At 69.8% G+C, this 5,096-nt stretch carries 4 protein-coding genes, 1 tRNA gene and 2 pseudogenes; 4 read left to right on the top strand and 3 right to left on the bottom strand.

The annotated features are described in order from the left end of the window. The 4 genes and pseudogenes from FV222_RS16810 to katG all read left to right on the top strand — a co-directional run. Positions 1-217: pseudogene (locus FV222_RS16810) on the top strand (hypothetical protein); the annotation flags it as partial. Positions 218-243: 26 nt separating this feature from the next. After that, the gene (locus FV222_RS16805; protein ID WP_147752360.1) at positions 244-489 is read left to right on the top strand and encodes a hypothetical protein; all 246 of its coding nucleotides are present in this window, start codon (positions 244-246) and stop codon (positions 487-489) included. Between the two features lie 111 nt (positions 490-600). Continuing rightward, positions 601-1,236, top strand: a complete 636-nt coding sequence (locus tag FV222_RS16800; protein WP_238272499.1) for a methyltransferase domain-containing protein — start codon at positions 601-603, stop codon at positions 1,234-1,236. 199 nt (positions 1,237-1,435) lie between these two features. Then, positions 1,436-3,751 (top strand): catalase/peroxidase HPI, encoded by a 2,316-nt coding sequence (gene katG / locus FV222_RS16795; RefSeq protein WP_147815187.1) that lies wholly within the window; start codon positions 1,436-1,438, stop codon positions 3,749-3,751. A 190-nt stretch (positions 3,752-3,941) separates the two neighbouring features. Here katG and FV222_RS16790 read toward each other — a convergent pair whose 3' ends face one another. The 3 genes and pseudogenes from FV222_RS16790 to FV222_RS16780 all read right to left on the bottom strand — a co-directional run. Next, positions 3,942-4,547 (bottom strand): heme-binding protein, encoded by a 606-nt coding sequence (locus FV222_RS16790; RefSeq protein ID WP_147815185.1) that lies wholly within the window; start codon positions 4,545-4,547, stop codon positions 3,942-3,944. Positions 4,548-4,729: 182 nt separating this feature from the next. Further along, positions 4,730-4,819, bottom strand: a tRNA-Ser gene (locus FV222_RS16785). 54 nt (positions 4,820-4,873) lie between these two features. Then, a pseudogene (locus FV222_RS16780) lies at positions 4,874-5,096 on the bottom strand (glucan biosynthesis glucosyltransferase H); the annotation flags it as partial.

Here is a 5,096-nt window from a genome sequence, read left to right as displayed (position 1 = left end):
GAGCCCGCTCGAGCGCAACTACGAGGCATCGCAGTACGAGAAGGTCGTCGATTGCGTCCGCCACGTGCTCGCGGCGCACCCGGAGATCGACCGGGCCTCGATCCTGAGCATGCATCGTGGCTCGGGCCGCGACCGATTTGTTCACGCCCCGTGCCACCTTATCCACCGTCCCGCGTTTGCCTTCTCGAAATTGGAACATAGAGTGAACGATGTCTGACGTCGTCACGAGGGGGTCGCACCGCCATGGCACGCTACCGTTTCCATTGCACCAACGGCCTCGAATGCGTCTTCGACGCGGTGGGCAAGGAGATCCGTGTTCCCGGGCGGCTGGCCGACAGGGCCCGCGGCGTCGCCGAGGCCTTGATGGTGACGCTCGACGACGGCACCGACTGGCGCGGGTGGCAGGTCAGCGTCCACGACCTGCGCGGGCGCAACGTGCTTGTGTTGCCGTTCCGACCGCCGGCCGACGCCGTCGCGCGCGGCGCCTGACGGCCTGGCACACCGGCCCTGCGCAGGGATCGGATGCCGTCGATTCGGTCGCGGCCCCGTCGTCGCCGCGTCGCGCGTTGGGGAGCGAGACCGACGACGAGGGAACCGCGTGTGACCAGCCTGCCCGAGCTACCGCCCGAAGCCTTCGCCAAGCAGGACCCGGCGCCGGACACCCTGTTCTACGCCCAGCCCCGCTTCGTGACGCATATCGACGACGGGGCGATCCAGGCCGTCACCGACCTCTACCGCGACCTGCTGCCGCCGGGCGGGCGCATCCTCGACCTGATGTCGAGCTGGGTCAGCCACCTGCCCCCGGAGGTGCCTTTCGCGGCCGTGATCGGCCACGGCCTCAACGCCCGCGAACTCGCGGCCAACCCCCGCCTGACAACGTCCTTCGTCCAGGACCTCAACGGCGACCCGTCGCTGCCGATCGCGACCGCGAGCGTCGACGCCGTCCTGATCTGCGTCGGCGTGCAGTACCTGCAGGATCCCGTCGCCGTCCTGCGCGAGGTCGCCCGGGTGCTCGTGCCGGGCGCGCCCGTCATCGTCACCTTCTCCAATCGCTGCTTCCCGACCAAGGCGGTGGCGATCTGGCAGGCGGTGCGTGGGGACGACCAGGCGCGGCTCATCGCACTCTACCTGCGCCATGCCGGTTTCCCGGAGATCGCCATGCAGGTCGTCGTCCCGGACGGCGCGGGCGGCGATCCGCTGCGCGCCGTGATCGGCCGAACCCCAGCGGGCGTTTGAATTGTCCACGATCGGCTCGCGCAAACGTGAGGCGCTTCGTTCCTAGGCGCATCCGCGGCCGTCGCGCGCGCGCAGGCGGCGGCACCTTGATTTTCGACGCGGGCGCCTGATGTCGCTCGCGATGCAGGATCGTAGAAGCGTGGCATGTCGCGAGAGCGGCACGCCCGGCGCCGCCGGTCCTGCGCCAAGGGGGATGTTGATGAGCACGACGACGATCGACAAGACCAACACCGATTCCTACCCGATGGCGGGCCAGTGCCCGTTCGGAGGCGACCGCATCGGCGGGGCCTTCGGCAGCCGTCCTGCCCTGGAGAACTGGTATCCGCACCGGCTACGGGTCGAGCTGCTGCATCAGAACGGGCTCGCGGCCGACCCGCTCGGACCCGACTTCGACTACGCGGCCGCCTTCCAGGCGATCGACCTCGACGCGCTGAAAGGCGACATCAAGCAGTTCCTGACCTCGTCGGTGTCGTGGTGGCCGTCCGATTACGGCAATTACGGCCCGCAGATGATCCGCATGGCCTGGCACTCGGCCGGCACCTACCGCATCGCGGACGGGCGCGGCGGCGCCGGCACCGGGATGCAGCGCTTCGCGCCGATCTCGAGCTGGTGGGACAACGGCAACACCGACAAGTCGCGCCGCCTGCTGCAGCCGATCAAGCACAAGTACGGCAACGCCCTCTCCTGGGCCGACCTGATGGTGCTCACCGGCAATTGCGCCCTGGAGATCATGGGCCTGCCGACCTACGGCTTCGCCGGCGGGCGCCTCGACGCCTGGGAGGCGGACGACGCGACCTACTGGGGTCCCGAGGTCGTCGAGATGGGCTCGGTCTCGAGCTTCGACGAGATGGTCAACCGCGACAAGCGCTGGCGCGGGAAGAACGGCGACGCCGAGTACGACCTGGAGAACCCGCTCGCCGCCTCGCACCAGGCGCTGATCTACGTGAACCCGGAAGGCCCCTACGCCAACGGCGACCCGCAGGGATCGGCCAACGACATCCGGGTGACCTTCACCCGCATGGCGATGAACGACGAGGAGACCGTCGCGCTGATCGCCGGCGGCCACGCCTTCGGCAAGAGCCACGGCATGGTCCCGGCCAAGGAGATCGGGCCGCCGCCGGAGATGGCGCCGATGGAGGCGATGGGCCTCGGCTGGCACAACCCGAAGGGCGCCGGCAAGGACACGATGACCAACGGCATCGAGGGGAGCTGGACCCCCGACCCGACGAAGTGGGACAACGCCTACCTGGAGAACCTCTTCAAGTTCGACTGGGAGCAGACCAAGAGCCCGGCCGGCGCCCTGCAATGGACGCCGAAGGACCCGAACGCGCCACGGACCCCCGACGCCCACGTCGTGGGCCAGTCGCATCCCTTGATGATGATGACCTCCGACATCGCCCTCAAGGTCGATCCCGAGTACCGCAAGGTCTGCGAGAAGTTCCTCGGCGACTTCGACGCCTTCACCCAGGCCTTCTCCAAGGCGTGGTACAAGCTGACCCACCGCGACATGGGCCCCAAGCACCGCTACCTCGGCCCGGAAGCGACGATCGAGGACGGCCTGCTCTGGCAAGATCCGATCCCCGATGCCGCCTACGCCCCGGTGGGGGAGGCTGAGATCGCCGACCTCAAGCAGGCGATCCTGGCCACGGGTCTTTCGGTCTCGGACCTCGCCTTCACCGCCTTCTCGGCGGCCTCGACCTACCGCGACAGCGACAAGCGCGGCGGTGCCAACGGCGCCCGCCTCGCCCTCGCGCCGCAGAAGGACTGGGCCGTCAACCGCCGGGCCGTACCCGTGGTCGAGGCGCTCCGCGGGGTGATGTCCGGGTTCAACGGTGGCCGCGGCGACGGCAAGCAGGTCTCGCTCGCCGACCTGATCGTGCTCGCAGGCTGCGTCGCCGTGGAGAAGGCGGCCCGGGACGCCGGGGTCGAGGCGCGCGTGCCGTTCACGCCGGGCCGCGTCGACACCACGCAGGCGCTCACCGACGTGGAGATGTTCACCTGGCTGAAGCCGGTCGCGGACGGCTTCCGCAACTACGTCGACGACGGGTTCGCGGCGATGGCGCCCCGCCTTTCGCCGGAGGAGATGTTCCTCGACAAGGCCAACCTGCTGACGCTGACCGCGCCGGAATGGGTGGTCCTGACCGGCGGCCTGCGGGCGCTGAACGCCAACCACGACGGCTCGACCCGGGGCGTCTTCACCGACCGGGTCGGCGTGCTGACGACGGACTTCTTCCGGACCCTGACCGACACCAACCTAGTCTGGGAGAAGGCCGACGCGGCAGGCACGTCCTTCGCCTTGAAGGACCGCGAGAGCGGGCAGGCCAAGTACGAGGCCACGCGCAACGACCTCGTCTTCGGGTCGAACGCGCAGCTGCGCAACATCGCCGACGCCTACGCCGGCAGCGACGGCCAGCGGCGCTTTGTGGCCGACTTCGTCCGGGTCTGGGACAAGGTGATGATGCTCGACCGCTACGACGTGAAGGGCCACCGGCGCCAGGGGCCGATGGCCGCCTGATCGACCAGGGCGCTGCAGCCCGCGCCCCCGTCCCGCCATCCGGTGGGACGGGGCTCGCCCGAGAGGCCTGTCGAGGGTCCGCCGGGCGCAGCTCACGTGAACCGACTCAACGCCCTTGACGGCCGCGCCAAGCTCGGCGCGGAACGAAAGTCTCCTCTGGCACCGCCGGCCGATCCCGGCGGCGCCGGTCTCAATTGGCCGGCAGCCGCACGGCCACCTCGTTCCGGCGCAGGAACGGGATCGCGAAGGGCGGGTCGTAGCCCATGAGGAGCGGGACGTCCTCGGTCCGGCGGCCCGCCTTCGCCAGCACGTTCGCGAGGATGCGCTCCTGCTCCGACCGCGCCTGCGGCGTGATGGTGCCCGAAAACTGCAGCGCCGCGATCCGCTCGGGCGGAAGGCGAACCAGCCGGACGCCGGCCTCGGTGGGTTCCGGAGCGCCGGCGCGCGCGACGTCGTGAGGCAGGAAGAACCGCATCGTCCCGGCGGGACCCTGCTCGACGGGTAGCGTCATCGCGATCCGACGTCCCGCCGTCTCCACCGGCGCCGTCATGGCGATGCGCCCGCCGTCCCGGTTCGCACCGGTGATGTAGCGGAACAGCCGCCCGAACGCCTCGCCATCCCCCTGGCCACGTGCATCCGTCTCGACGGCGACCCGCGCCTCGTACGAGCGGATCTCGACGCCGCGCTCGAGCCGCTCGACGACGGCGTAGCGCGGCTGATCGTAGAAGGACCGCACGCCGAAGACGCCCAGCGCGGATTCGAGCAATGTGACGAGGTAGTAGGCGAACTTGTCCAAGGCGGGAGCGTCCGAGGTGAGGGACAAGCGAGTATAGCGCCCGCCGCGCGGACTCGTTCCCGGCGCAGGGTCGTCGGCGTTCGTCCTTGAACCAAGGGATCGATCTGCCGGAAAGAAATCACGGCATGGCGATAGGGCGATCGCCTTTCGCCACCGAAAGATCACGCGGGCGACCTTTGGAGTGGCGGAAGGGGTGGGATTCGAACCCACGGTGGAGTTGCCCCCACGGCGGTTTTCAAGACCGCTGCCTTAAACCACTCGGCCACCCTTCCGGCGGGAGGGGTTGTAGCGGAATTTGCGGCCGGCGGACATCTCGAAAAATCGGGTCAGGGGGCCAAGCGCGCGAGGCGGTCGAGGAGGGCGCGGTCGTGGAGGAGGGCCATGCGCTCCTTGGGGCCGAGCCAGGTGCGGGCCTCGTCGAGGGTCTCGGCCTCCACGACCTTGGCCTGGGCCAGCGTGTGGTCGACGTCGACACTACCGCGGGGGCGCGGCTCGGCGCTCGGCAGCATGCGGGTGTGGGCCTCGGCGAGGCCCGGGTCGGCGTGGAGC

Source organism: Methylobacterium sp. WL103, from assembly GCF_008039885.1.
In the GTDB taxonomy this organism is placed as follows: domain Bacteria; phylum Pseudomonadota; class Alphaproteobacteria; order Rhizobiales; family Beijerinckiaceae; genus Methylobacterium; species Methylobacterium cerastii.
The sequence above is the reverse complement of the archived record's forward strand: the minus strand, read 5'-3'. Positions and strand labels throughout refer to the sequence as shown.

Bases quoted from the DNA above. Each gene is read 5' to 3' on its own strand.
- katG (WP_147815187.1), top strand. From the start codon at position 1,436: ATGAGCACGACGACGATCGACAAGACCAACACCGATTCCTACCCGATG.
- FV222_RS16805 (WP_147752360.1), top strand. From the start codon at position 244: ATGGCACGCTACCGTTTCCATTGCACCAACGGCCTCGAATGCGTCTTC.